A 3201-nucleotide genomic window follows, 5' to 3' on the forward strand; every position below is an offset into this window, starting at 1 on the left:
AGGCAGTCTCGGCGCGGCATTGAGTTTTCGGGATGGCCTGCTCGATCGCACGACGAACGAGCTGGGGAGAATAGCGACGGCTTTGGCGAGCTCTCTGAATGAGCAAAACGCGCAAGGGCTGGATTTAAACGGAAATCCGGGCGGCGCGATTTTTGCCGCCCTGGAGCCGGCAGCTACTGCGGCAACTGGTAATGCCAGCGGTGCCCAGCTCACCGCGGTGGTCGATGATGTGTCGGCGCTGAATGGCCGCAATGTGCGCCTGCAGTTCGATGGTGCCACCTGGACGTTTAGCGATGCTGCGAGTGGACAGCCCATCAGTGCCTGGAGTGGCTCGGGAACGCCAGCTGATCCCTTTGTGATTGACGGTATCTCGCTGACGCTGGACGCGCCGGCGGCTGCGGGTGACCGCTTTCTGGTGACCCCAACAGCTGGCGCCGCTGCACAGCTGTCGGTTGTTATGAGCAATCCTGCGCAACTTGCCGCGGCGGCGGCAACGCGTAGCGGTGCCGACGCGGCGAACACTGGAGCGGCGCAGATTTCTGAAACCCGTATTGTTGATGCCAGTGACCCGAATTTGTCGGCATCCGTCAGTATTGATTTCATTAGTGACACGACTTATCAGCTAAACGGCAGCGGTAGCTTTAGTTACACCCAGGGTGCTGACATTGTCATTAATGGCAATGCTGTTGCGATCACCGGCAGCCCGATCGCTGGAGATCGTTTCTATATTGAAGCCAATGTCGGTGCCAGTGGTGATAATCGCAATATGCTGGCGATGGCGGCGGTGGAAGATCGTCGTATTCTGGATGGCGGTAACAGCAGCGTGCAAAATGCGGTGAATAGCCTGGTTGGCGACATAGCGGTGGCCACGCGCAGTGCTGAGCTAAACCGGGATGCCCAGGAAAATTTATTGCGTCAAACACGTGAGAATGTCGAGTCGATATCCGGCGTGAATTTAGATGAAGAGGCGGCCAATTTGCTCAAGTACCAGCAGGCCTATCAAGCGGCGGCACAGGCGACGGGCATTGCCAGTCAGCTGTTTCAGAGTCTGATCAGTGCGATACGTTAGCGAGGGGGTGGTGTGAGAATCTCGACAGCTCAAATCTACAGTGCCGGTTTGACGGGCATGCTGGATCAGCAGAGCAAACTGTTGGAGACGCAAACCCAGTTGGCAACGGGGCAGCGCCGCTTGTCGCCGGCGGATGATCCGGTTGGCGCCGTACGCAGCCTGGAATTGAGTCGCTCACTGGATCGCAGTGAACAATTCCAGCGCAATGCGGTGGTGCTCGACAATCGACTGAGAATGGAAGAATCGGTGTTGGCCGAGGGCGTGGAGATTTTGCAGCGAGTACGCACTCTTACCCTGCAGGCCAACAATGCCGCGCAAAGTAATGAGTCGCGCGCAGCGATTGCCCGCGAGCTGGAACAGCAGACCGACAGCCTGATGAGCCTGGCAAACACTCGCGACAGTGACGGGCGCTATGTTTTTTCGGGTTACCAGCAAGATGTTCAAGCCTTTAGTCGCGATGCAAACGGCTTTCGTTACAATGGTGATGACGGCCAGCGCATGCTGCAGGTCGGCTTAAATCGCCAGTTGGCTGATACCAGTCCCGGTTCTGAGTTGTTTATGGGAATTGCCAATGGCAATGGTCGTTTCCAGGCCACCGCCTCAGCGGCGAATAGCGGTCAGGGATTTATCGATGCCGGGGCTGTTGCCGACCTTCAGCAGTATGCGGGGGATGCGATTGATATTGTCTTTACGGCAGCGGATCAGTATGAATTGCGTGACAGTTCTGCAGTGGTGATTGCCAGTGGAAGTTACCGCAGCGGTGACAGTATTGATGTGGCGGGGATGACCGTAAAGATCGAGGGTGAGCCCGCCAGTGGCGATACCTTCTACTTGCGGCCCAGTGAGGCTCAGGATGTTTTTTCAATGGTGTCCGGTCTGGCGCAGTTATTAGCACAGCCGCGCTCAGGTGGTGCGGATCGGGCTTTGCAAACCAGTCAGATCAACACCTCGCTGGCCGGTATAGATCAGGCGCTCAGCCACCTTGTTGCCAAGCAGGCGGACACCGGCGCGCGCATGCAGGCGCTGGATCGTCAGCGCGATATTAACGACAGTGTGAACTTGCAGGTACAGCAGAATTTGAGTGTGATCAACGATTTGGATTATGCCGAAGCCGTGTCGCGGTTTGAGCAGCAGCGCTTGGGTTTGCAGGCGGCGCAGCAGGCGTTTGCCAAAGTTCAGGGTCTGTCGTTATTTAATTATCTCTAGAATTTATCGGCGGTTGCCGGTTTTACAACGGCGATAAGAAGACTTCTTGTCGCCATTGGTACGTGTCTATACCTATCTTGATTTTCCTTCCTTAAGTAATTACCCGTAGGTCGAAAAAAAACTTTAAAGTTTCTCGTCAAGGCGTCGTTATCTCGGGTGAAAGCAAAGCGCCAGTCAATGAGGCTGGGCACGATTAAAGACTAGCGTCTTTACCAAAATAAAGTGGAAGGAGAGTCATCATGGCCCTTAGTATCAATACAAATGTTGCCTCGTTGAACGCCCAGCGTAACCTGTCGCGCTCACAGGAATCCTTAAGCACCTCGCTGCAGCGCCTGTCGACTGGCTTGCGTATCAACAGCGCGAAGGATGATGCTGCCGGTCTGGCAATCACCACGCGCTTCACCACACAGATCAATGGCCTTGATCAAGCCGTGCGCAATGCCAATGACGGTATTTCACTGGCGCAGACCGGTGAAGCCGCGCTGGATGAAATCACCAATAACTTGCAGCGTATCCGCGAGCTCGCGGTGCAGGCCGCCAACTCGACCTACTCGTCTTCGGACCGCGCCGCGCTGGATGCAGAAGTTCAGCAGCGTCTCGCTGAAATTGACCGCATTGGCGGCCAGACCAGCTTCAATGGGCAGAAAATTCTCGATGGCAGCTTCGGTAATGCCAGCTTCCAGGTAGGGGCTAATGTAGGCGAAACCATTACCGTTGGTCTTAATACCGGGGTTCGCTCCAGTCAAATCGGTCAGATTGCGACCAATACCAGCAATGCGCAAACTCTGTTGGTTGATACCTCTGCAGCCATGACTGAAGGCGGCACCAGTATCTCCATCGGTGGTGGCGCGGCACTTTCGGTAGGCGCGAGTGCAGACCTGTCTTCGACCGGTGCGGGGCGCGAAGCCAATAGTGCCTACTCGAAG

At 55.8% G+C, this 3201-nt stretch carries 2 protein-coding genes and 1 pseudogene; all 3 read left to right on the forward strand.

Annotated elements, in window-relative coordinates; genetic code table 11:
* The coding region (locus ABYM29_RS15330; RefSeq protein WP_372865665.1) for a flagellar basal body rod C-terminal domain-containing protein at nt 1–1069 on the forward strand (1069 nt) is incomplete at its 5' end.
* Between the two features lie 12 nt (nt 1070–1081).
* Entirely contained in the window at nt 1082–2275 is a 1194-nt protein-coding gene (gene flgL / locus ABYM29_RS15335) for a flagellar hook-associated protein FlgL (RefSeq protein WP_372865666.1), read from the forward strand.
* A gap of 239 nt (nt 2276–2514) precedes the next feature.
* Nucleotides 2515–3201: pseudogene (locus ABYM29_RS15340) on the forward strand (hypothetical protein); the annotation flags it as partial.

Origin of the sequence: Spongiibacter sp. (assembly GCF_041602295.1) — a bacterium.
Lineage (GTDB): Bacteria > Pseudomonadota > Gammaproteobacteria > Pseudomonadales > Spongiibacteraceae > Spongiibacter.